The following is a 23,259-nucleotide window of genomic DNA, read 5'->3' on the forward strand; positions in this document are numbered from 1 at the left end:
CTCCAATGATGACGGTTCCGGGAGGGGTGCAATCCCCTCGCGCACTGTTGTCATTCGTTCGATCAATCATTCCCTCTTCTATGGCAGAATCCTCCCCTGATCTTTGGCGCGGTCTCAGCGATGTGGCCCGTGCCGCCCTGCAAACTCGTGACTATTCCGGCGGCTCCTTGGGGGAGCGCTTGCAACAGACTGGCCGTGTGGATGCACGGGAACTGGTGGGCGGCATTCCGGCTGAGGTCGGCATTCCCGGGGTGGAGGTGTTTCATCGTCGCGTGTTTCACCAGCGTTACCGCGGCTATTTCTCCGAGTTCGCCCGCGAAGGGGAGGCTCTCTTGGGCAAGATCGGTCTCTGGCCCAAGCAGTGGGCCACTGCCAAAATGTACTCCGGCACCAGCAAGGGATTCCACATTCATCCCCCTGCGATTCCGGCGGACGCCACGCCTGAGGCATGGTTCAAGCGCCTCTTTGTGGAAGAGCCCACGAACTACGCGCTCCGTCCCTACGACAAGGAACAGTGGGATGTGATGTTCTTCATCCAGGGCATCTGCGAGATGTTCCTCATCGATGAACGCGCGGGCATGCCGCGCAAGAAGATGCGTTTCATCATCGAAGGCGATGACCTCCGCGGTGAAAGCAACGTGGGTGTGGTCATCCCGGCCGGCGTGGCCCATGCCATTCGCAGTGCCAGCTCCCAGGATCTCATCATGGTCTATGGCACCAGCACCGTCTTCCTGCCGGAAAACGAAGGCCGCATTGAGCATGGCATTGAAACTCCAGAAACGCCCGCCGACTGGGAGAAGTTCTGGAATCTCGCCTGAGCTTGAGTACTTTACCATCGGGAGTGGTCTCAAGACATGTTGAGACCACTGCCCGTGGTGGTGGCCGGGTTTGAAGTGAGATGGAATCTTGAAATTTGCCAGCCGTGTTTCTCCTCGTCGAAGAACAATCCACCCTGGAGCCCGAACGGGGATATGACCGCGAGGTCGTAGAGCGGGTTTGGCAGTTCGCCCGCACCGTGGCGGGAAATGATCCCTCAGTCTGGCGCAAGGACGAGCATGGGGCCTGGATTCACCGTCTGGCCTATCGCAACCGGCACTCCGAGTTTGGCTGGGAAATTGCCGACTGCGCCTTCACCCTGCCCGGCTGCGGGGTGGCTGCTCTCCGCCCCACCCAGTGGCAAAACCATCTGGATTTCCTGGTGGCTTCCCGCACCAGCGTGGTCACGGCGGACGGTCTGCGCAATGCCCGCCGGCTGCTCTGACGTGGTCTGTCCCCTACCTGCGCAACATCACGGCGCGGCCCGGCGTCTAGTGCAGATGGGAAAGAGATCTTCATGGTCGAGGCGACGGGTGCTGGCTGCCGGCGCGTCTGGCAGCGTGGCCGGATGGCTGGCCCCACGTGCGCATGGGGCCGAGATTGCCCCGGGGGCCAAGGCCCCCTTCAAGCTGCTCTACAACAGCGACACCACGCACATTCTCACCTGCACCAGTTCCTGGCGTCCCAACAAGGAGCCGCTTGCGGACTTCATGTTTGAAAAAACGGTGGATGAAGCCGTGGACGCGGGTGCCGATGCCTTCCTCATCGCCCCCGGTTTGGGCTGGGTGCCGTGGTGGCCCAGCCAAGTGCTGCCGCTGGCGGAGCATTGCGAATGGTTCAAGAGACGTTTCAACCTTCCCAAGGCCTCGACCAGCTTCACAAGCTACGTCCTCCGGGGTGGTGATTTCCTGAAGCTCACGGTGGACCGCTGCCACGCCCGTGGAGCCGCCTGTCTGGTGAGCTTTCGACTCAACGATGTGCATCACAAGGAATCGGCGGATGCTCCAGGCAACAGCCACATTGCGAGTGTGCCGCAGTTCTATTCCGATCATCCGCAATACCGCCTGGGGGAACAGTCGCGCGAGACCCAGATCAGCTGGGCCCGGCACGTCCAGAACTGGACCATTCCCGAGGTGCGGGAGTTTAAGTTTCGTTTCATCGAGGAACTCTCTCGGAACTACGACCTGGATGGCATCGAGCTCGACTTCTACCGCGCGGCCGCGTATTTCCGGGCGGGGGAGACCACCCGAGAACAGCGCCGCCAGATCATGACAGAATTCATGGGACGAGTCCGGCGGACTCTGGACGATCACGCCCGCGCCGGCCGCCGACGCTGGTTGAGCGTGCGCATCCCCGGGCAGCTGTCGGCCCATGATGCCCAGGGGATCGATGTGCAGGCGTTTGCTGCTGCCGGGGTGGATATGTTCAATCTCTCTGCCTCCTATCACGTGGAGCAGACGACTTCGCTGCCAGAGATCCGCCGCCTGGTGCCCGGGGCTGCAATTTACCTAGAACTCACCCATGTCGTCTCCTTCAATGGCGACACGCGGAACCGCTCACACCGACGCACGACTACGGAGATTGCCACCACCACCGCGCATCTCGCGTATTCCCGCGGGGCAGACGGGCTTTCGCTTTTCAACTTCCAGTACTACCGGGATTATCGTGATCCTGGGCAGACGGCGGGAGATGGTCCGTACACGGAGCCTCCCTTTGAGCTGCTTCAGGTGCTGCGCAGGCCGGAGGCCATGGCCTCGCTGCCCCAGCACTACTTTGTGGGCTTGATGTACCGCAACGATCCGCGGCGCGCGTACCCGTTTCCCCGCCGGGTGAAGGGAGGGGAGTCATTGCGTTATGTCCTCGATCTTGCCCCTCCGGCGCAAGGCTGGAGGCGGGAAGGGAAGATGCGGCTCCAGGCGCGATCCTCATGCCCTGAAGGAGGAATCTGGCAGGCCCGCATCAACGGACAGCTTCTGCCGGCCACTCCTGATGTGGGAGAACCCTACCCGACCGTTTACACCCAGATGCACGGCCAGGCTGGCGAATGGCTCGCATGGAACGTGCCGGTATCCGCCTTGCGCCCGGGCCTCAATGAGGTGGTCATTACCTGCCCCCCTGACACGGCGCTGGAACTCCTGGGGCTGGATCTGTCACTTCCGTGAGATTCTGCGGATGCCCTCATGGGTGGAGCTCGCAAAATTTATTGCTTCCAATGCATTAAAGTGACCTGCGGCACGGATGGGCTATCATTGTCCTGTCATGTCACAAAACGCTTCCCCACGATATTTGGGCAGGATTCGGATGCTGGCTCTCTGTTCGGCAGCCGCAGGGCTTTTGTTTGCAGGTTCGTGCGGAAGGAATGACCTCTCCAAACCCGCTCCGGCGGAGGAGTACAATCTCTCCGCAGCGGAGGTGCAAAGCCTTGCTCGTCTGGCGGATTCTGGCAACGGTGGGGCGGCGATGCGGTTGGGCTACTACTACCAGCTTTCCACGGGATCGCGGAAGGAGGCCGTCAAGTGGTTCGAAAAGGCCAAGGCGAACGGAGTGCGGGAGGCTGACGCATGGCTCCGGGGGGATGAGCATCAGTCTGCGCCGATGGGGAACCTTGAGCCCTGGGTGTTGACAGAACCCGTCACCCTGGCGGAGGCCGCAAACCGTTTTAACCAGCGCTATCGTGCGGAGCTTACGGCGACCTCTGAGCCGCCCCTTACCGAGGCGGAACTGCGCAATGCTCTGGCCCTGGGAAGCGGGGTTTTCCTGCGTCCTGAGAAGCCGTTGGTGGCGGATCTTTGCACTCAAGTTTATGAATCAGGTGTCCTGCCCAAAGGTTCGGAGGTCTCCATTTGGGTGGGGGAGAAGATTGGCCGCGGCCAGAAGGAGCAATTCCGCCCCTTCTTCTTCATTCACCTCCGCCTCACCGTCGCGGCGTCCACAGCGGCGCTTCCGGTGAGGCTGGCACCTCGCAAGACGGAGGGAAGGTAGATGCGACGCGAAGTGCAATGCACCAGGAATCTCACTCCAATGACTTGCATTAAACCCATACTGTACGGGCTTGTCTGCACCCTCACTGGATTCGCGTTGGTGAGTTGCGCCGTCCCCAAGCCTCAGCTTTCCTTGGAAACGGCTAAAGAGGTGACGGTGTACGAGAAAACACCCGACGCGACGCTTTCCAATCCCAAGGTGCAGAAAGTGGGCAAGCTCGACAGCCGGGGCGTGTCTCATTTGCAGAAATACATCGCCGGTGCGAAGACCAGGAGGCTGGGGTATGTTTCCTCGAATCGTTTCGTGCAAGTTGGAGACCGTCGGCTCGGCGTCGTGGTCTGGAGTGATGGCCGTTTGTTGGGGCTGGATTTCACCGGTCAGGATGCTTCGCGCGTGCCCCCGACGACGACTCATTCCCTCATGGTGAATGCGGATGAGGTGTTGTCCAAACACCTGCTTGATGCGGTGAAGGAGGCGGAGTGAGTCATGATGAGCGGAACTCCAGTCCAATCCTCGTTTGATGGACGCAGTCTGGTCCCGCATACGCATGCGCGTCAGGAGTTAAGGGACTCACCTTTGTCACACGCGAGTGTGCGCTGACGCCAAGGGCGTCAAACAGAGTAGCCCAGGAACGAGCCGCCACTGTGGGTACAGGGGAGTTCCCGCACTATCGCATCGAAACCCAGGGTGGCGACCGCTTTGCGGTCTGACCCTGGGCTGTTTTGTATCACGCCGTTGGCGTGGGCTTCCGCCGAAACACGGGATCATCGTCGCGGGCTCGGGTGGGGTAACCCCGTAAACTTGGCGACCCTGCGCATGCAGGACTGTGCAGCACAGCTGACCGCCCCCCCCCACGGCACGATGTCGCCTCGCTGTTGATGTCATTCTTTCATTGAACCCACATGGGGGCGCGAAAGCAGCGCTTCACGCACGCACTCCACCGCGACTTCGTCACCAGGTGTTGTTTCCCAACCACGATCAAAATCCGATAGAGCTTCCGCCACCTTTCACCGGGGAACATCCACGCGCTTCAGCACCCGGAAATAGAAGTCCGGCTCGATGCCGGGGAATGCGGCGACCTCTGTGAAGAGTGACTTGTCGTCCAGTTGTTTGAAGCCCTCAGGCAACACGGTGCGATTGAAGTTGGCGTAACCGTAGATCGCATAGAGCGGGCGCTTCTCCTTCTCGGCCTTGGCCACAATGGCAGCAAGTTCTGCACCGGAGCCCGCCGGCAGGCAGTGAGGTTCGTAGAGCGGCATGGCCTCTTTCCCGAGACCGTAGCAGACAATGACGGGCGCGGGTTTGAGACCCCGGGCATTCTTTTGGATGAATGTCGCCACATCATGCAAAGGCTCAATGGGGTGGGTGAGCAGAAGCTGCCAGCCGGGAGACACCACCCATCCGTAGAGCGCCGCCACGGCGAGGGCGGGCGTGATGCCCAGTGTTTTGCCGGCACTTTTCCCCAGCCAGGTGCTCAGGTCGGACATCGCCTGCACCGTGACCAGGATCAGGCAGGGCAGGGCGGCAATGATGAAGCGCGGATAGAAGTAGCTGTCCGCCAGTTGGGTCAGCGCGGCGAACACGCTTGAGGAGACCAGGAACGTGACCGGCAGCGTCCAGCGGAGGTGATGGTCTCGAACCTGAGCCCTCCAGGCTCCATAGAGCACGCTGCCAGCGATCACCAGAGCCAGAACGCCGGCGGTCAGCCCGTGGGCGCTGAGGGCGGGAATGCCGGTCGCCTCCACCAGTTGTGAGGGGATGTAGTGGTCCAGTCCCGAGAGCAGGTTGGAGGCGGTTTGATCCAGAAGCTGGCCGGTCAGCACGTGATGGTCCTTCTCCGCCCCCGCCCAGCGCCGGGCCTGTAGGACGTTGGGCAGGAAGACCTGGGTCAGCAGCAGTGCCGCAAACAAATTCGTGGCCAGCAGCCTCCACCAGGCAGTCCACCGGTCTCGGGCGGTTTCCTGAACTCGGAGGAGGAAGATGAGCGTGACCAGATTCAGTGCCGCAACATCAACTAGGGCATTGGGGAAGGCCCAGAGCCAGAGAAACTCCACGCCACCCAGCGCCACCAGCCCACCAATGCCCCGCCCTCGACTCCGGACGACCGCCGTCGCCGCCAGCATGGCCGCCGGGCAGAGCGGCAGGATCAGGGAGTAGGCGCGCGTGTCCACGCCATAGCGGATGGCCCACGGATGCACCGCCAGCGCCAGCGCGGCCGCGATGCCGGCCCCCGGGTGTCCCCATGCTCGCATCAGGCAGGCTATCAGCGAGATTGCCGCGGCCGCAGCGAGGAGTGCAGGCACCCGGGCCACCAGATCGTTGAAGGACTCACGCTTTGCTTTTGTGATTTTCTGCCAGACAGTCAGGCAGATTTTTTGTGCCAGAGACAGCGGGACATGATTCGTCGGCTTCTGGTAGTAGAAGGCGCATCGTTTCCAGTCATGAGGAAGAAAGCGGAGCCCGTCTGGCTTCTTGGGATCTTCCTTCCATTTGCCATGAGATGCCTGTTGTATGGCCCAGGCTTCATCCCACCAGAGGCTCCGGCTTGCCATGGGCAACCGCAGCCCCAACCCTACCACGATCGCCATCAGCACCAGCGGCCAGAACCACCGGGGGCTGGATATCGGGCGGGCGGACGGCTGCCCCGGAGGTGCTTTATCCCAACCTCGTGCCCATATCTTGTGGGTCACCGCCAGCAGCATCCACCCAGCCAGCCCGATCCAGGCTCCATAGTGTATGCCCATGGCCGCATCGTGCCACCAGTCCGGCTTGTCCCCGGCTGCAAGCGCGGTGGCGATGGCAGCCTGATGCTCTGCTGGTCGCGGTCCCCAGAGGAGCAGGGCCACGTCTCCCAGGATCAAGGCCGTCAGCACCGCAACGGGCGTGTGGCGGCGGAGTGCTTTCAGGTTCTCGATCATGGCGGGTGTTTCCGACAGACAATTTCCGGGAGACAATCATGGAATCTTGCGCCTGCTGGGATTGCGTCGTATGAATGTTCTTTAATTCCCTCGGCAGGGGCCTCACTTCCATAAGAGCTGCGAAAGCGATACGCGAACTCCCTTGACGGCCCTCATGACATCCTGTTGCATCAGGACGTCCCTTATATCTCACTATGAAATCTTCTTTCGCTGCGTTCGCGGTTGCCTTCGGTCTGGCCTTCGCTCCCGCTTTTGTCCCGGCCCAGACCCCGGCACCTGCTCCCATTGCCGCCGAGGCGGAACCTTCGGCAGAGGAGGAGGCCAAGAAAGAGGCGGCCATGCTCAAGGAACTGGGGGCCCAGTTTGAAGGGACCGGCAAGATCGGATCCCGCGCCGAAGTGCAGATTCCGGAAGGCTACATTTTCTTTGGGCCCTCCGGCACGAAGAAGCTTCTCAAACAGTGGGGCAACCTCATTGGTGGCAATGAAGACGGCCTGCTCATGAATCGTGAGAAGGGCTGGTCCGTGGTGTTCGAGTTTGATGACGTCGGCTATGTGAAAGACGACGACAAAGACGAGCTCAATGCGGACAAGATGATGAAGATGTTCAAGGACAACGAGCCTGCGGTGAATGAGGCCCGCAAGGAGGCAGGGCTCTCCGCACAGCACACCTTGGGCTTCACCCTTCCTCCCCGGTACAATCCTGACACCAACAACCTGGAGTGGGCCATCCGCTTCAACTTCGAAGGCACCCCGGGCGAGCAGGTCAACCACAACACCAAGCTGCTGGGCCGCAAGGGCGTGATGCAAGCCACCCTGCTCTGCAATCCTGAGGAGCTGGAAGCTGTCCAGCCCGACTACCAAAAGGTATTGACCGGGTTCAAGTTCAACCAGGGTGAGACCTATGCGGAATTCCGCCAGGGGGACAAGGTGGCCACCTACGGCCTCGTGGGCCTCGTGGCCGGCGGTGCAGCCTTTGCCGCTGGCAAGGCAGGTCTCTTTGCCAAGCTGGGTGTGGTGTTTGCCAAGTTCTACAAGTTCATCATCGCGGGTGTCTTGGCATTGTTCGTGGGCATCAAGAAACTCTTCGGTGGCCGGGACAACTCCCAGTACCGGTAAGGGGTCATCTGCATGACGGACGGACAGTTCCTCCTCCTCATCTTCGCCCTGCTCTATCTGTACGAGTGCCTGCGCTGGGTTCCCGGCCGGGCCATCGTCTGGAAATTGTTTGGGCGAGCCACGGAGCCCGGGGCATGGAGTCGCATCGCCCCCTTGGAACTGTTTCGCACACGGGGTGGGGCCTTCGCCCTGCTCCCGCCACTGCCACCAGTCGGGGCTCACCTGGTGACGGCAGCCTGGCCTGCGGTGCCCCATGCCCAAGGCTTGTGTCTCTGGGATGAGGTGAATGGCTCCGCCAGCCACATCCCGTGGTCGGAGGTGAACGCCTCTGCTGAAGAGGCCACTCTGCGTGTTGCCCCCGGTCGGGCCGTGAGATGTGTTCACGGCTGGCAGGCCGCCGAGTGGGCCCGACTGATCCAGAGCTGGAAGCCCCTGCCCCAAGAGGATCGCGAGTCCCAGTTCCTTGCCAAGGCAGCGACCTTGTTGGAGGAGCAACTGTTGCGGGATGCCGGGGTGGAGGTGGCACGCGCCACCCGTAGCCTCCGGTGGAATGGCACGTTGCTGGTCCTATGGGCTTTGGGAATCTTGCCCTACACCTACTGGCGGTTCGGCGATACGCTCCCCACTCTGGTCGCGATCGGATCCCTGTACTTCGTGATGCTCTGTCAGGCAGTGACGCTGTGGTGGATCTCCCGTCGTGATCCCCGCCTGAAATACGGGCGGTGGAGCCACATTCTTGGGGCCGCCTTTTATCCGCCTTCCTCCATCCGCTCGGCAGATTGGGTCTGTCTGATGAAGAGCCCTGAGATCCATCCGCTGCTGGCGGCCTTCACATTTGGCCAGCGGGAGGCGGCGGAGAAACTGGCCGCCCAGGCCTGGCGACTTGCCCGGTGGCCTGTGGGCAGTATTTCGGAACGTCCGTGGGATGGGCCTGAGGTGCAGGCGTTGCGGTTGTTCTTTGCCAAAGTGAACTTGGGTGTGTCTCGGTTGGAAACTCCGCCTGCTCTGCCTGAAGGTGCCAGCAAGCACTGCCCGCGCTGCCTCGCCACCTATGGCGACAAGGCAGAGACTTGCCACGACTGCGGTGGCATGCCCCTTGTAAAACGGGAAGCCGAGCCTGAAACGGCGGTGGCGGTGTAAGGGGGGCAAGTGGAGAATCCCATGTCGAAGAGAGAAATCCGCATCCTCATCGGGAAGCAAAGGTGTTATCCAGAGGTCTCTTCAACCCACAGCCTCGCGGCCATGTGGCACCCCTTGGGCACGCGGTCGCTCTCGGCGAGGTAGACATCGCATATGGGGAAGTTAGTGCCTGCCAAGGAACCTGGGGGACTGACGTGGAGGTGTTGATGGCGGTGGGGAGAAAGCGGATGCCGTCGGCTTTCCCACCTGATCGTCCTACGCGGAGGTACCCAGGGTTGACTCGCTTGAGGCTCGTACAACCACTGGGCTGTGCTAGAAATCCCTTTCAGGGATTGGCTTCGGGCTGAGCAGAAGATGGTTCCTTGGCGGCCGCCCCAGATCGAAGCTGATCCCCAGCGGGGATCTCTAACTCAGCCCAACGTTGGACGAGCCCTAAGCGAGTCAACGTTGGGTGCCACCGCGGAGGAGGATCAGGTGGGCCGGCTGACAGCATCTGCTTTCTCCCCACCGCTATCAACACCTCCACGTCGGTTGGACCTGAGGTCATGCGATGACTGACGTTCGCGGCAAGATGACGCAAACAGCATGCAGGATGCGTGCGCTCCCCGAGTTTCCCAGGCACTGGCTGAAGCGTCTGCAAGTTTCGACAGATTCAGGCACCCTTGATCCGCCTTCCCTTTCCACCTTGGCAGGGGAAACCCGACGACAACTGGAACCTTCTGTGCGAACTCCGCCCAAGTCACCCTTTCCGTCTTCGCCTTATGAAAATCACTCTTGTAAGCGGCACGAACCGCCCCGGCAGCAACACCCGCAAAGTCGTCAGCCACATCGCCCGCCTCTACGCTGATCTGGGCCAGCCGGTGGACATTCTCGATCTGGCCGACCTTCCCCCGGAGATTTTTCATCCTTCCTCCTACGCCAGCAAGCCGGCCTCCTTCTCGCGGTTCAGCGACGCGGTTCTGGCCAGTGACGGCCTCCACGTGGTGACGCCGGAGTACAATGGCAGTGTTCCGGGCGTGCTGAAGTATTTCATCGACATGCTGAAGTTCCCTGAGAGCTTCGAGCACCGTCCTGTGGCCTTCACCGGCCTCGGGGCTGGCATGTGGGGTGCCCTGCGTCCGGTGGAGCAGCTCCAGGCCATCTTTGGCTACCGCAATGCCTTCGTGTTTCCGGAACGGGTCTTCATGCCCGGCGTGAACTCGTTGCTCGGCGATGATGGCACGGTCATTGATCCCGATGTGGTCGGCCGCCTCAAGTCCCAGGTGCAGGGGTTCCTGGACTTCGTCAAGAAGCTCAAAGCCTGAGAGCCCCAGATCTGCGAGCCTGCAAAGCCGGGCAAAATTTTTGGAACAAAGGGCTGTTAATGGAGCGCCAACCCGCTACCCTCGAACGTAAGCACTCCCACCTATGAAATTCCTTCAGCTCAACTTCATTCCCCGCAGCACAGATCTTGGCCTCCTGGTCCTCCGAGTCTGGCTGGGTCTCTCCATGGGAGTGCTTCACGGCCTCGTCAAAGCCAAGAACTTTGACGGCATCCTGTCCCAGTTCAAATCCATGATCGGCCTGGGGGCCAAACCTGAGCTCATGCTGGCCCTCTTTGCAGAACTGGTCTGCTCCGTGCTGCTGGTCTTGGGACTCTTTACCCGCGTGGCCGCAGTGTTCCTGATCGTCACCATGGCCGTGGCCTTCTTCTTGGCCCATGGAGCCGCGCTTTCCGGCGCGGGCAGCGGAGAGCTCGCCTTCATCTACCTCGCCGGATTTGTGACCCTTTTCTTCACCGGCGCTGGCAAGTTCTCGGTGGACTCCAAGCTGGGCGGACGCTGATACCCGTTATCCTCTTTGAATGAAAAACGCCGGTGGCTGCAGACCACCGGCGTTTTTTTGTGAATGGGTTTCGGGAAAGAATGTCCTGCCGGGCTACTTCTTCACTGCGGAGAACACGCGGGCCACGGGGTCAAACACACACGTGAAGTCTTCGACCTCGAACCGCTTGCCATTGAGCGTGCCTTTGCCGCTGATCGCCAGGAAGGCCTGCGGGCCATCCTTGCTCCAGCCCACGCAGCGCAGGTAACTGCGGTCCAGGATGGTGTCCTTGATCTCCTTGCCACCCTCGATCTGGGCGGCCAGACGCTGTACGGCAAAGTCGAAGTCGAACTCCTTCACCTCCTTGTAGTCCAGTCCTTTGGAGCGCTTGAAAAGGCGCACCGTCGTCCCCAGGCTGCTGCCCCCATCGGTGACGAAGAGCCAGCGATCATCAGAGGAGAAGTGCACTTTCAGCGCGCCCAGGCCTACCAGATCGGCCACCTTGGCACCGGTGCCGCCATGCGCCCACGAGACAAAGAGTTCGCCGCCATCACTGGTGGAGCGGGCAACCCACACCAGATCTTTGGTGGAGGATTTGCCATCCACGGTGTCAGCCTGCACCTGGGCGGGCTGGAAAGCAGAGAGAACCGCGACTGCGGCCATCGCAATAAGAGAGAGTGTTTTCATGGATCAGTCAGGATGATGTGACGAGGGGGACAATCGCTGCTTGTGCAACGCACGGCCCGTGTGACAAAAAACCTGCGTGGTCATCCGCAGACGGTCACTTGGCCAGTTCGCGCAGCAGATGCTGGTTGAGCCGGATGCCTGCTTCGAAGTTCGCCACCGGGTAGTTTTCGTTCGGAGCATGGGCTTGGCAGTCGGGCAGCGCCAGCCCCAGCAGGAGGGTGTCCACGCCGAGCACATCGCGGAAAGCCTGCACGATCGGAATGCTGCCACCTTCACGGATGAGGGCGGGTTTGCCTCCGAAAGTCGCTTCCAGGGCGTTCTGAGCCGCTTTGCCGAAGGGGGAGAAGGGATCCATCAGGTACGGCTGGCCTGTGTGGCCCAGCTCGATCTCCAGACTCACGCCGGGAGGGGTGTGTTTGCGCAGATGGGCTTCCACCTTGGCCAGGATGTCGTCCGGACTCTGGTCAGGCACGAGACGGAAGCTGAACTTGGCAAAAGCGGAACGCGGGATCACCGTCTTCGAGCCTTCGCCCTGATAACCTCCCCCGATGCCATTAATCTCGGCTGTCGGCCGCGCCCAGCGGCGCTCCATGTCAGAATAGCCCGCTTCCCCAAAGAGCTCCGGTACGCCGGTCAGCTTCTGCGTCTCTGCGGCGGAGTCTCCCAGTGTGGCCCAGGACTCCCGTTCCCAGTCGGCCAGCGGTCGCACGTCGTCGTAGAAGCCCTCCACCGAGACCCTGCCTTCAGGATCGTGGAAGGTGGAGAGAATCCTCGCCAATGCCATGTTCGGGTTGGCCACCGCTCCACCAAACAGGCCCGAGTGCAGGTCAATACCAGGACCGCGCACCGTCACTTCCACACAGGCAATGCCCCGCAGGCCGTAGGTGAACGTGCCTTTGCCCTGCGCCACCATCCCTGTGTCGGAGATGGCCACCACATCGCATTTGAGCAGTTCCTTGTTGGCCAGCAGGAAGGGCTTGAGATTGGGGCTGCCGATTTCTTCCTCACCTTCAATGAGAAACGTCAGGTTGACGGGCAGGTCGCCGTGCTCCCGCAGGGCCTGTTCCACGCCACACACATGAGCCATGAACTGGCCCTTGTTGTCTGCGGCACCGCGGCACAGGATGCGGTCGCCCACCAGCGTCGGTTCAAACGCCGGGGTGCGCCACTCGCTCAATGGTTCTGCTGGCTGCACATCATAGTGCCCGTAGATCAGCACCGTTCGGCGATCCGGGCGGTGTTCGTTTTGGGCGACCACCACCGGGTGACCTGAGGTTTCATGCAGCTCGGTCTTCAGCCCCATGCGGCCCAGCTTTTCCACCAGCCAGTTGGCACAGGCTCGGGTGTCGTCGCGCCGGGAGGAGTCGGTGGAGACGCTGGGGAAGCGCAATACGGTGAAAAGATCTTCGAGGGGAGTGCTCATGGGAAAATGAATGGGAGGAGGAGGGCTGTCGGGACGCGATCAGTTGGGGTAGAGCATGCCCGCGGGGCGGTCACCGCGATAGCGCTGGAAGTTTTCGTACGCCATCATGCCGAGTAGGAGGGTGCTGAAGGTGCTGCCACGGGACAGCATCCAAAGTGCGAGCACGGCGGCTCCGATGATGCCGACCATGTAGGTGACCTTTTCCATGCGGGGGCCAAGGAAATGCAGCAGCACCTTGCCGCCGTCCATCGGGTAGATCGGGAAAAGATTGAAAACGCCCCAGACGATGCTGACCCATGTGAACGCCTTGAGAAAGTGGACCACAAACTGCGCGTCTCCACTGCTCATGCGGAGGAGCTTCCATGCAAGGGCACCCAGGAGGATCTGGATGACGGGTCCTGCCAGGCTGATCTTGATGTGCTGCTGCCGGGTGAATCCGCGGTCCGATATCGCGAGTCCGCCCAGCGCCACGAGCATAATTTGCACCTTGCCGCCATAGCGGCGCTGGAGGAAGGCATGGCCCAGTTCGTGGATGATGATGGAGATCAGAGCCGCCAGCACAAAGGCGATCAAGTACTGGAAGTCGTCTGGCGTCTTGGCCAGCGCTCCGCCGCTCAGAAGCACTGCTGTCACCCAGAACATCCAGTGGATGGCAATCGGGAAGCCAAATAGGGAAAATCGAATCATAGTTGAACCTCTAAAGGAAGGCTACGAATGCAACCAGATTGCGGCGGTGGACAACTTTCCTTGGGAATATTCCGCCGCTCGTTCGTCTTACAAGGGTAGAGCAGGGATGCAGTGCGCGGTTTGTTTGAACCTCCGGCTTGCAATCCCGATCAGAACCAGTCCATCCTTTCGTATTCTACTCATGTCCACTGTTCGCCAATACCCCATCTCCGCCGTCCGGGGCAGTGTCCTCGCTCACGCCGCCCGCGCCCTGACCCTGGTTGCCGGCCTTTCCCTCGCCACCATGTCCCAAGCTGAACCCGAGAAAAAGGAAGAACCGAAGACCGAAACTGCTGCCAAACCTGACGCTGCTGGACCCCGGGCCCCTCTTCCTACCAAGGAAGAGCTCAAGCAGAAGCTCACCCCCATCCAGTTCGCCGTCACCCAGCAGAGCGGCACGGAACGCCCATTCACCAACGAGTATGACCATCACTTCGAGGAGGGCATCTATGTGGATATCGTCTCCGGAGACCCGCTCTTCTCCTCCAAGGACAAGTTTGACTCGGGATGCGGCTGGCCCGCCTTCACCAAACCGATCAATGACAAAGAGGTCAAGGAACTCGCTGATACCTCCCATGGCATGATCCGCACCGAAGTCCGCTCCAATCGCGCGGACTCGCACCTGGGCCACGTTTTCAATGATGGCCCCAAGGACAAAGGCGGCCTTCGTTATTGCATCAACTCCGCCTCCCTGCGCTTCATCCCCAAGGCCAAAATGCAGGAAGCCGGCTACGGTGGGCTGCTCCATCTGTTTGACGACGCCAAGCCGAAAACGGAAGCCACGGCCGCTGCCAAGACCAAGGAAGAAGAAAAGAAGTAGTTTCACCTGCCTCTGCCACGTTTCTGCCCTGTCATGTTTTCGCATGACGGGGCTTTTTTGTGTTTGGGCATGATGGGAAGCAAGCCACCCCTTGACCTCGCGGGAGTAAAGGAGGCGGGGTCTCCGGCCCCGCTGGGGAGCGGAGGGGGATGGCAGAGTGTGTGATTGTATGAAGTGACCGTCCATGGCGTCAGGAGCGTGGGGCTGGCATGGCGTTGCCGACAGATGGAACGTTGGGCGAATGATTGTCAGCCAGGGGACCCGATAGGCTGACGTGGAGGTGTTGATGGCGGTGGGAGAGAGCGGAGGCAGTCGGCCTCCACACCTGATCATCCACTCTGCAGGTACCCAGGGTTGACTCGCTTAGCGCTCGTTCAACCGCTGGGCTGTGTTAGAAATCCCCTTCGGGGATTGGCTGAGGACTGAGCCGAAATCGGTTGCTTGGCGACAACTGCAAATGTGCGCTGGGTGGATGGCAACGGCGGCTGATTCCCCAGTGCGGCGGTAATCGAACGGAGAAACTCATTGCCGTGTCACAATCGCCGGCATTTTCCGATGCATGTCTTGTCGGGGGAGATCCCCGACTGCCCACGCCGTGCCTCCCTCCCGCTCAATTGACTCCTCCGCGCCGCTGCCTCTGGCAGAGGGCGACCGTGTCACGATGCGCCCTGGCTGGCATGCCGGGTTTCACCGGCTGATTTCCTGGCTCTACTTCGACCGGGTCACGGTGACCGGGCGGGAGCATCTGCCTGCGCCTGATGCGGGTCCCGTTTTGTTCCTCTGTCTGCATCGCAACGGGGCGGTGGACGCCTTTGTCTATCACTCGCTGCTGGCCCCCACGCGGTTCATGGTCTCAGTCCAGTTGTGTCGCAGTTTCTTTGGCCGGTTGTTTTTCTCGGGCATTCAGGTCGTGAGGGACAAGGATCGCGCCCGGACTCCGGATGCTGACCGGATCAACCGGGAAGCGATGGGAGAATGCCTGCGTCTGCTGTTGCAGGGAGGGCGACTCACCATTTTTCCTGAAGGCACCAGCACTCTGGGGCCGCAGCACCTGCCCTTCCGCGCAGGAGCGGTGCATCTGATCCAGGACTTTCTGGACTCTGGGCGCAGAGATTTGCAGGTCATTCCTCTGGGTGTCCACTACGAGGAGCCCTCGCTGTTCCGCCGCCGGGTCGAGGTGGTGATAGGCCCGCGTATTCCTCTGGAGATCGATGAAACAATGTCCGCGCGACAGAGGCTGGTGGAGATCCGTCGGCGCATGACGCTGGCGCTGGGGGATGTGGGCATCAATGTGCCGACCCCGTCCGATCAGGAGGACGTGCAGCGCATCGCCTACGCCCTGACCCTGGGCACAGAGCATGAATACTTTGCCATGATGAAGCGGCTGGAGCGGGGCGTCCCGGCTCCCATGCTGGAGGCCTGGCGTGGGTTTCAGGAGTCGATACGTGAACGTCAGGCGGCGGCCCCGGGCGTGCGGCTGCTGTTTCACCAGGGTATTCCGCTGTTTCCCATCAAGCCGGTCCCCGTCTATGTGGCGGCGTTCTTCGTTTTCGGCATCATCTGGTTGCCCGGCGTGCTGCTAAATCTGCCCCCGCTTCTTGCTGGCTGGCTGGCGGCCCGGAAGCTGGCGGATGACGAGAACGTCGTGAGTCTTTGGAAGTCCATGGTGGGCGTGCCGGTCTTTCTCCTCTGGTTTGCGGCTCTGGTGGTGGCTTTGCTTGCGGCAGGCCAGTTGGCGTGGCTGGTCTTTTATCTCCTGTCCACCCTGGTCAGCCTCCAACTCACTCATCGGTTTGCCAAGGTCACCATCGCCGTGAACAACGCCTTGCGTCACCCTGCTCTGCGTCTCCAGGCGCTTGCTTTTCATCAACGTTTGCTTGAGGAGGTGGGACATGACCCGGCTTGATCACTGGAAGATCCTTCCTCATGAGTGGGTCTTCGGCCTGTTCTGGATCAGCAGCACCATCCGGATCGCCTGGGTCACGGGCTGGCAGCAGGATGCCATCCTGTTCACCGTGCTGCTGCTGGTGAACGTCGCCCTCATTGTGGCCTGTCGCCAGTGGGAGCGGAGTCGTCGCCTCGCCTTTGCCCGGCTGTTGTACTACCCGGTGGCCATCAACTTCACCTATGGGGCCATGCGCACGGCCGTGCCCGCCATGACGGCGCGCCGCTGGGACGCGGAGCTGCAGGGGATCGATGAAAGAATCCTCGGCGGTCATCCCTCCCTCTGGCTTCAGGCCCATGTGCACCCCCTGGTCACGGAGGTCTTCAGCTTCTGCTATCTCACGTTCTTCTTCGCCCTGCTCTTCAGCTGGATTCACTACTACCGCCGGGGGCTGGACCTGGCGCGGCTCTTCACCGCCGGATTTTTTGCCGTGTACGGGCTGGGCTTCCTCGGTTATACCCTCATTCCTGCGGCGGGACCGCATTTGGACCCCGCTTTTGCCGCCCGCTACACCGTGCCGCTGGAGGGTTGGGTGTTCACCAAGTGGAACGCTGCCCTCGTGGAGGCGGGGAGCAACCGGGTGGATGTCTTTCCCAGCCTCCACACGGCGGTGACGGCGTTCCTCCTGGGGTTTGACCTTCGCTTTGCACCCGGCCGATTCCGTCTTTGGCTGGTGCCCACCGTTGGCCTTTGGCTCTCCACCATCTACCTCCGCTATCACTATGTGACGGACGTGGTGGCTGGGTTTGCCCTGGCCGGCTTTGCCCTCTGGCTGACCCGATACCTTCATGCCCCCGACCCACACCCGACATCCTCACTCCGACATGAGCCTGCTGCTTCCCTTTGACGATCAACGCGCCACCCGGGTGGATCTCTGCGGGGGTAAAGGAGCCAACCTGGCCCTGCTCACCCAGCATGGCTTCCCGGTTCCACCCGGGATGGTGGTCACCACCCTCGCGTACCAGGAGTTTGTATCAGGACTGGGGGAGGTGCTTGCCCAGGCCGCGGATCTCTCTGCCGGGGATCCGGTTCGCCTCCAGCAGGGTGGTGCGCGCCTGAGGGAAGAACTCGCCCGCGCACCGCTCCCGGAGGCCGTGGCTGCCGAGGTGCGCCAGTCCCTGGCGGCCCGCCCGGCGGGGCAGGCGTACTCGGTGCGTTCCTCCTCCAACCTGGAGGATCTGGCCAGTGCTGCCTTCGCGGGCCAGCATGATACCTTCCTCAATGTGATTGGCACAGACGAAGTGCTGGCGAAGGTCAAGGCTTGTTTCCTTTCCCTCTGGCATGACCGCGCCATCGCCTACCGGCGGGAGCACGGCTTTGACCACACGCATGCCAGCATGGCGGTGGTGATCCAGCAGATGGTGCCCTGTGATGTCGCAGGCGTGGCCTTCAGCATCAATCCCGTGAATGGTGACCTCGGTACGATCGTGGTGGATGCCAACTACGGACTGGGGGAGTCGGTCGTGAGCGGGGAGGCGGAGGTGGACCACTTTGAGCTCGACAAGGCCACGGGAACGGTGAAGTCCCGCACGGTGGCCGCCAAGTCGCATATGGTGGTTTCCTCAGACCAGGGTACGGTGGATCGTGTGGTGGACGATGCCGCCGCATGTTGCGCCTGCTTGAGTGACGCGCAGCTTGCCGAACTGGCGGCGCTCCTGGTCCGTGTGGAGCGTCACTACCGCTTTCCGCAGGACATCGAATGGGGCTTGCTCGGCGGCACACTGCACCTGCTCCAGTCCCGGCCCATCACCACCATCCCGCCCAAGTGGACCCGGGACGAGTCGGCCGAGCGTTTCCCCAATGTCATCACGCCGCTTACCTGGGACTTCGTGGAGGCCGGATTTCACGAATCTCTCCACTATTCCTTCCGCCTCATGGACTACCCGGCGTTCCGCGGGAAATGGTTCGCCAGCTTCGGTCACTACATCTATGGCAACCAGAATGCCGTGCGACTTTATGCGGGACGCACCCCTTTCCACTTCACCAACCTGGAGGATCTGCTGGGGCAGATGCCCCGGTTGCGGGAGGAATACCGTTGGGTGCAGGAACTGCCGGTGACATGGATGCGGGATCTGGATGGCTACCTCATCCGTCTGGGTGTGTTTTCCATGGTGCCACTTCAGGAGATGAACGAAGCCGCCCTGTGGGCGCATGTGAAGGAGGTGGTGGCGCATGGCGCACGGTATTTCCGGCCCAACATCGCCATCTCCATCACCCAGTCCGTGCTGTGCCGTCTGCTGCTGAAGCTGCTTGCATACGTGGTCGGTGAGCAGGACGCGCGACCCATCTTTGACGCCCTGATGTCCTGGTGTGAGACCAAGACCGGTCAGATCAACCGGGAGCTGTTTGAGCTGGCGCATCGCGCCCAGCAGAAGCCCAATCTGGCAATCTTGCTGAAGGAGGTTCCCTCACGCGAGATCATCGAGGATCATCTGCTCGAACCGTTCGAGGAGTTTAACGCCCAGTTTGAGCGCTTTATCGAGAATCACGGGCACCGTGAAATCGACTTTGATGCCTATCAGCCCCCTTGGCGTGAGGCACCGTGGGTGGTGCTGGACAACCTCAAGATCATCCTCGCTTCGCCCATGCATGCGGCCCCGGTGAAAAAGGAGCGGGAAGTGAAGGTGGCGGCACAGCAGGCGGAGTTTCGTTTGTTCAGCAAGCTCCCGCAGGAGGCCCATTACTTCTTCTCGGAGATCCTCCGCCTGGCGCGGGCTTACACCAGCCTGGATGACCTGGAACACTACCAGACCACCCGGCTCAACCAGCCCCTCCGCATGGGCTTGCGGGCGCTGGGGGACCGGCTCGTGGCGCGCGGCGTATTGGAAGAGGCCATGGACATCTTTTATGCGCATGAGGCGCAGATCGAAACCGCAGTGCATACGGGCAGCGGTGCCGCCTGGAGGCTGTTGGGAGAACAGGTGCGCGAACAAAAAGCCGCCTGCCTGGCGGATGCCGCGCGGGAGCCGGAGTGGAATCTGGGAGAGTCGGCTCAGGAGCCCTTGGAAGAGTCGGGAGACATGACCGGACTTGCAGGCAGTCCGGGCGAGTCCGAGGGCGAAGTCTTTCGCGTGTTATCGGCCGACGACTTCGCGAAGTTTCCCAAAGGCGCTGTGTTGGTCGCTCACACCACGAGTCCGACTTGGACCCCGCTCTTCTATCTGGCCAGTGCGGTCATCACGGCCAGCGGTGGCCCGCTGTCCCACGGGGCGGTCACCGCCCGGGAGATGGGCATCCCGGCGGTCATGGCTGTGCGTGATTGCCTCTCGCGGCTGACCAACGGGCAGCGGGTGCGTGTGGATGGCTCCCGGGGGCGTGTCAGACTGGTGCAGGAAACTTGATCACCAGGCACCCAAGTCTTGCAAACCCCGGAGGGGCGGGGCAGTATCCCTTCTGGCATGAACTGGTATTACTCAGTCGAGGGTCACGCGCTGGGGCCCGTAAGCGAGGAGGCGCTGGAGAAGCTCGCCCTCGAAGGCGCGCTGGTGAGAGACACCCTGGTCTGGCGGCCGGAACTTGAGGAATGGGCTCCGCTTCAGAAGCTGCATCCCGACCTGCTCGAACGTGTGCGCGAGGCCCAAGAAAAGCCCGCGTCTGTGACAAAGGCCACTGCCCCGGTCCCTCTGGACGTGCCCTCCTCCGATGCGGCCGCAAACGGCGGCTCTCCAGGAGAATCCCACAGGGAGAAGCCGGGGCTCTTTGGGCGACTATTCGGACGTGAAAGGAATTGAGGAGCCACGCAGGTTTTTTGCTTTTCTCCACGGCTTCTCTCAGCGAGGGTGCTTCCGCTCTCCACGCTTCTCCCAACCCAAGACAGATCCCGCCGACACATGAACTGGTTTTACTCTGACAACGGACAACAAAAGGGCCCGATCTCTGACATGGAACTGACCACGCTGGTGCGTGGTGGGACCCTCCCAACCTCAGCTCTGGTCTGGAGGGAAGGCCTGCCGGACTGGCAGCCGCTCTCCCAAGTGCGGCCAGACCTCACCCAGGTGAGCCCCGCCACCCCCACCATCGGTGGCGTGCCGGTGTATGACAAAGGGCTCCTCCTTCAGCAGATGCGGGAAGGCGTGGTCACCGAGGCCACCCATCCCGGGGCGATGGAGTACGTTGGCTTTTGGTGGCGTTTCCTGGCCCGGTTCATTGACTACATCGTAGTCTCTGTGGGCAGCTGCCTGCTGTTCTTGCCCATCGCCTTTGGCTTGGGGATGGCAAGTGCCTCTGGCGGTGACACTGCCGGGGCAGCGGGGATTCAGATTATCGGCCAGCTCGTCATGAATTTCCTGCAACTGGTCATCTGGGCGGGCTATTACACCTGGATGACGGGCAAATACAGTGCCACGCTCGGCAAGCTGGCTCTGGGCTTCAAGGTGGTCAATGCCGACGGCACCAAGCCGTCCTACCTTCGGTCGCTCGGACGTTTTGCGGCGGACTATCTGCTTAGTGGCTTGATCTTGGGCATTGTCGTTTTCGTCTTGCTCATGCTGGTCATGGCTTTGGGCTTTGGCGGTTTCAGATCTCTCATGGAAAGCAATGAAGAAGCATTCGCCGGTGGGATTGCCTTTGGCGTGATCGCTTCCCTCTTCGTTGGCTTCCTGTTGGGTTCCTTCCCGTGGTGGATGGCGGCGTTCGATCCAGAAAAGCGGGCGTTGCATGACCGGATCTGCGCGACCCGCGTGGTGCGCAAGTAGTGCCAGCCGCACGTCCGGCCCCCCCAAAGAAAAAACCCCGGCAGTGATCATGGCCACTCTTCGCTGTACCAGTTGCGGCTACGCCATCCCCCAAGAAGCTTTCAAGGGGCGCGAAAGCGCCCCCTGTCCGCTCTGTGGGCGGGTGTCGCAGGCATGGGTGCTCCCGGCTTTGGCTGCGGGTGCGGGAGTTAACCCCGCCGCCTCCCGGCCACCCTCGTTGCCGGATGATCCTCCTGGTCCGGGGGACAATGTTTGTTTCTACAATCCCGAGCGCCGGGCTACCACGTCCTGCAGCCACTGCGGCGTGTTTATTTCCGATGCCTGGGCGGCTCAGTGGGGAGGGGAGACGGTCTGCTTCAAGTGTCTGGACAATCTCCGGCTCAAGCGGCAGGATTCCCGTTTCCAGTCACGGCGCGTGCTTTGGGACAACATCGCCCTCTTGACGACCCTGGCCCCCTTCCTCCTCTGCATCCCGTTGTTGCTGCTGGGACCGGTCGGGGTGGCGTTCATCGCCGTGTGTGTCATGATCAGTCTCATCACTGCCCCCACGGGATTGGGCCTGGCCATCTTTGCCTGGGGCAAGCCGCGCAGCCTGGTACCCCGTGGGCGGGGGCGGGTGGTGTGGGCCGGGCTGTTGAGCCTTCTTCAGTGTGCGACTTGGGTGGTGCTCTTCATCGCGGTTGTGTCCAAGAACTTTAATTGAGGTGGCAGATGAAGCAGTCCTTTGACGATTACAAGCATCTGGCCGGCGGCACCGGGGGCAAGGGCAGCCTTTGGCAGGGGCCTGACCACCTGCTCGTGGTGGAGGGGCGTGGATTCCTTCTCCCGTTTAGTGAGGTGTACCGCCGGGTGGACTACGACAAGATTCAAGCCCTGACTCTGGTCACCACGAAGTCTTACATCTGGGCTTCCATCGGCATGGGGCTCGCGGCGTTCTTCTTTCTTGGGCTGGCGTTTTTGAGTCGTGATGAGGAGCCATTTCTCCCGATCTCCCTGGTCATCCCAGGGGTGATGCTCACGGTCCTGTTGTTGATCAATGTGTTTCGCGGGCGTACCTGCCGCTGTTCGCTCCAGACGGCCGTGCAGGTCCTGCGGTTGAAACCTCTCGTCCGTGTGAACAAGGCGGAGCCAGTCATGCGTCTGCTGGAGGATCTCTGCCGCAGGCAGCAGAGCCATCTGGTCCCGGCCTCCCTTTCCCCAGCTCAACCAGATGCGGTGTCTGGGGCAGCTTCGCCGCTGCCACCTCCCTTGCTGCCAGGCGCCTCCATTCCGGGCGGCAAACCCCCGTGGCAAGGTAGCAACTGGACCTTCTTCACCGGGCTCCTCATGCTCTTGTGGGGGCCTGCGCTGGCAGCAGAGCTTTTTGTTCCCGGGCTGGCGCTCACCCTCTCCAGCGTCGTGCTGGGCACCCTGATCACAGTCTTGGGCATCATCGGCCTCGTTCACGCGTCCCGTTACCGGACCCCAGGCACCTTGCTGACCTGTCTCTGGGTGAATCTCGTGGTGGATCTGCTGGCCGGTCTGGGCATGTATATTCTGGCAATCGCGGCGGTCATGCACCAGGGGATGAACCATCCCGAAGACATGTTTGGCAAGAAAACGGTTGGAAACGAGCGCATCCTCTCCTTCCTGGCCGACTACTCCATGGAGCAGTGCGAGCCTTGGGGCTGGGGCTTGGTGGTGTTGGGGGGCTTGATCCTCATTCTGGGCTTGAGTATTGTTGTGTACGGAGGGCGGGGCCGTCGGCTCGCCCCGAAAGCTGTCCCCGCCACTCCTCCGATACCGCCCCCCTTGGATCCCGCTGCCTAAGAGTCCGGCTTCGTTCCTAAATCCCTCTCTCCCGTGTCCAACGCCATCTGTCTCAATCACCCCCTCCGGGAAGCAGCGGCCCGTTGCACTTCCTGTGGGAACACCTTCTGTCGTGAATGCATCACGGATCTGGACGGGCGCATGGTGTGCGTGGCCTGTCACCGGGAGAAGACCAGCGTCAAGGACAAGCCCAAGCGGGATTGGTTCCTGGTGACCGCTGGCCTGCAGGCGGTGCTGGGGGTGGCGATCCTGTGGTTCACCACCTGGGCCGTGGGGCGCATCCTGCTGAACATCCCCGCCGAGGTGCATGAGGGCACCATCTGGATGAAATTCTCCGGCATGTAGCCGGATCGCCACAGACCTTTCCCTCCCGAGTTC

The 23,259-nt window shown here is 61.5% G+C and carries 21 protein-coding genes and 1 pseudogene; 18 read left to right on the forward strand and 4 right to left on the reverse strand.

What is annotated here, in order from left to right:
* Positions 1–80 precede the first annotated feature (80 nt).
* The 5 genes from VSP_RS03280 (at position 81) to VSP_RS03300 (ending at position 4,281) form a co-directional block, all read left to right on the forward strand.
* Complete coding sequence (locus VSP_RS03280) at positions 81–818, forward strand: hypothetical protein (RefSeq protein ID WP_009958722.1); 738 nt, start codon at positions 81–83, stop codon at positions 816–818.
* A 104-nt stretch (positions 819–922) separates the two neighbouring features.
* Complete coding sequence (locus VSP_RS03285; RefSeq protein WP_009958725.1) at positions 923–1,261, forward strand: hypothetical protein; 339 nt, start codon at positions 923–925, stop codon at positions 1,259–1,261.
* 55 nt (positions 1,262–1,316) lie between these two features.
* On the forward strand, positions 1,317–2,978 hold the full coding sequence (locus VSP_RS03290) for a glycoside hydrolase family protein (protein ID WP_157210710.1): 1,662 nt from the start codon (positions 1,317–1,319) through the stop codon (positions 2,976–2,978).
* 97 nt (positions 2,979–3,075) lie between these two features.
* Positions 3,076–3,798, forward strand: coding sequence for an SEL1-like repeat protein (locus VSP_RS03295; protein WP_157210711.1), 723 nt, complete (start codon positions 3,076–3,078; stop codon positions 3,796–3,798).
* 39 nt (positions 3,799–3,837) lie between these two features.
* Positions 3,838–4,281: a hypothetical protein gene (locus VSP_RS03300; RefSeq protein ID WP_009958728.1), complete on the forward strand. Its 444-nt coding sequence runs from the start codon at positions 3,838–3,840 to the stop codon at positions 4,279–4,281.
* 524 nt (positions 4,282–4,805) lie between these two features.
* Here the strand turns inward: VSP_RS03300 and VSP_RS03305 are convergent.
* Positions 4,806–6,716, reverse strand: a complete 1,911-nt coding sequence (locus tag VSP_RS03305; RefSeq protein ID WP_009958730.1) for a hypothetical protein — start codon at positions 6,714–6,716, stop codon at positions 4,806–4,808.
* A gap of 194 nt (positions 6,717–6,910) precedes the next feature.
* On the opposite strand from VSP_RS03305, the gene VSP_RS33675 reads away from it, so the two are divergent.
* The 4 genes from VSP_RS33675 to VSP_RS03325 all read left to right on the forward strand — a co-directional run bounded on the left by VSP_RS33675 (position 6,911) and on the right by VSP_RS03325 (position 10,798).
* Complete coding sequence (locus VSP_RS33675; protein WP_009958731.1) at positions 6,911–7,834, forward strand: DUF2167 domain-containing protein; 924 nt, start codon at positions 6,911–6,913, stop codon at positions 7,832–7,834.
* A gap of 12 nt (positions 7,835–7,846) precedes the next feature.
* Positions 7,847–8,974: a hypothetical protein gene (locus VSP_RS03315; protein WP_009958733.1), complete on the forward strand. Its 1,128-nt coding sequence runs from the start codon at positions 7,847–7,849 to the stop codon at positions 8,972–8,974.
* 761 nt (positions 8,975–9,735) lie between these two features.
* Positions 9,736–10,278, forward strand: coding sequence for an NADPH-dependent FMN reductase (locus VSP_RS03320; RefSeq protein ID WP_009958734.1), 543 nt, complete (start codon positions 9,736–9,738; stop codon positions 10,276–10,278).
* 103 nt (positions 10,279–10,381) lie between these two features.
* Positions 10,382–10,798: a DoxX family protein gene (locus VSP_RS03325; RefSeq protein ID WP_009958735.1), complete on the forward strand. Its 417-nt coding sequence runs from the start codon at positions 10,382–10,384 to the stop codon at positions 10,796–10,798.
* A 93-nt stretch (positions 10,799–10,891) separates the two neighbouring features.
* Here VSP_RS03325 and VSP_RS03330 read toward each other — a convergent pair whose 3' ends face one another.
* The 3 genes from VSP_RS03330 to VSP_RS03340 all read right to left on the reverse strand — a co-directional run bounded on the left by VSP_RS03330 (position 10,892) and on the right by VSP_RS03340 (position 13,574).
* Positions 10,892–11,464: a hypothetical protein gene (locus VSP_RS03330; RefSeq protein ID WP_157210713.1), complete on the reverse strand. Its 573-nt coding sequence runs from the start codon at positions 11,462–11,464 to the stop codon at positions 10,892–10,894.
* Positions 11,465–11,558: 94 nt separating this feature from the next.
* Positions 11,559–12,887 (reverse strand): dipeptidase, encoded by a 1,329-nt coding sequence (locus VSP_RS03335; RefSeq protein WP_009958738.1) that lies wholly within the window; start codon positions 12,885–12,887, stop codon positions 11,559–11,561.
* A 39-nt stretch (positions 12,888–12,926) separates the two neighbouring features.
* Entirely contained in the window at positions 12,927–13,574 is a 648-nt protein-coding gene (locus VSP_RS03340; RefSeq protein WP_009958740.1) for a metalloprotease, read from the reverse strand.
* A gap of 370 nt (positions 13,575–13,944) precedes the next feature.
* Between VSP_RS03340 and msrB the strand changes: the two are divergent.
* The 9 genes and pseudogenes from msrB to VSP_RS03385 all read left to right on the forward strand — a co-directional run.
* Positions 13,945–14,433, forward strand: a pseudogene (gene msrB, locus VSP_RS43735) (peptide-methionine (R)-S-oxide reductase MsrB); the annotation flags it as partial.
* Positions 14,434–15,028: 595 nt separating this feature from the next.
* Positions 15,029–16,339, forward strand: coding sequence for a 1-acyl-sn-glycerol-3-phosphate acyltransferase (locus tag VSP_RS03350; protein ID WP_009958742.1), 1,311 nt, complete (start codon positions 15,029–15,031; stop codon positions 16,337–16,339).
* Positions 16,326–17,225 carry a phosphatase PAP2 family protein gene (locus VSP_RS33685; protein WP_009958743.1) on the forward strand — a complete coding sequence of 300 codons (900 nt, stop codon included), beginning with the start codon at positions 16,326–16,328 and terminating at the stop codon, positions 17,223–17,225. Before VSP_RS03350 ends, VSP_RS33685 begins: the two co-directional genes overlap by 14 nt.
* A complete protein-coding gene (locus VSP_RS03360) occupies positions 17,203–19,719 on the forward strand; it encodes a PEP/pyruvate-binding domain-containing protein (protein ID WP_009958744.1) in 2,517 nt (838 codons plus the stop codon). Before VSP_RS33685 ends, VSP_RS03360 begins: the two co-directional genes overlap by 23 nt.
* 57 nt (positions 19,720–19,776) lie before the next feature.
* Complete coding sequence (locus tag VSP_RS03365) at positions 19,777–20,109, forward strand: DUF4339 domain-containing protein (protein ID WP_009958745.1); 333 nt, start codon at positions 19,777–19,779, stop codon at positions 20,107–20,109.
* A 99-nt stretch (positions 20,110–20,208) separates the two neighbouring features.
* Positions 20,209–21,072, forward strand: coding sequence for an RDD family protein (locus VSP_RS03370; protein WP_009958749.1), 864 nt, complete (start codon positions 20,209–20,211; stop codon positions 21,070–21,072).
* 49 nt (positions 21,073–21,121) lie between these two features.
* Positions 21,122–21,775, forward strand: a complete 654-nt coding sequence (locus VSP_RS41870; protein ID WP_156345613.1) for a hypothetical protein — start codon at positions 21,122–21,124, stop codon at positions 21,773–21,775.
* 8 nt (positions 21,776–21,783) lie between these two features.
* On the forward strand, positions 21,784–22,881 hold the full coding sequence (locus tag VSP_RS03380; RefSeq protein ID WP_009958751.1) for a hypothetical protein: 1,098 nt from the start codon (positions 21,784–21,786) through the stop codon (positions 22,879–22,881).
* A 33-nt stretch (positions 22,882–22,914) separates the two neighbouring features.
* Positions 22,915–23,226, forward strand: coding sequence for an RING finger protein (locus VSP_RS03385; RefSeq protein ID WP_009958752.1), 312 nt, complete (start codon positions 22,915–22,917; stop codon positions 23,224–23,226).
* Positions 23,227–23,259 lie beyond the last annotated feature (33 nt).

The organism is Verrucomicrobium spinosum DSM 4136 = JCM 18804, assembly GCF_000172155.1.
Classification (GTDB): Bacteria; Verrucomicrobiota; Verrucomicrobiia; order Verrucomicrobiales; family Verrucomicrobiaceae; genus Verrucomicrobium; species Verrucomicrobium spinosum.